Raw genomic sequence first — 216 nt, 5'->3', positions numbered from 1 at the left:
CTACACACCCCGACTGCCCCGATGAGGGGCAGTTCGGGGTGAACGTCATCTCCCAAGCAGCACTGTCTCGGTACGAGCACCGCTTCCCCTACCGGAAAATCGCTGATCGCTTCGAGCAACTGCACGGATTAGAACTCTCGGGCGCGTCCGCGTGGCACGCGACCGAGCGCGCTGCGCGCGCCGGTCGCTGTGAATACGAACAGGTTCGGAGACAGA

Annotated in this window: 1 pseudogene; it reads left to right on the top strand. The window is 63.4% G+C overall.

Annotation, left to right across the window (positions count from 1 at the left end):
- Positions 1-216, top strand: a pseudogene (locus O2S87_RS19485) (IS66 family transposase); the annotation flags it as partial.

The sequence above is a fragment of the Halohasta sp. A2 genome, assembly GCF_056175805.1.
The sequence above is the reverse complement of the archived record's forward strand: the minus strand, read 5'-3'. Positions and strand labels throughout refer to the sequence as shown.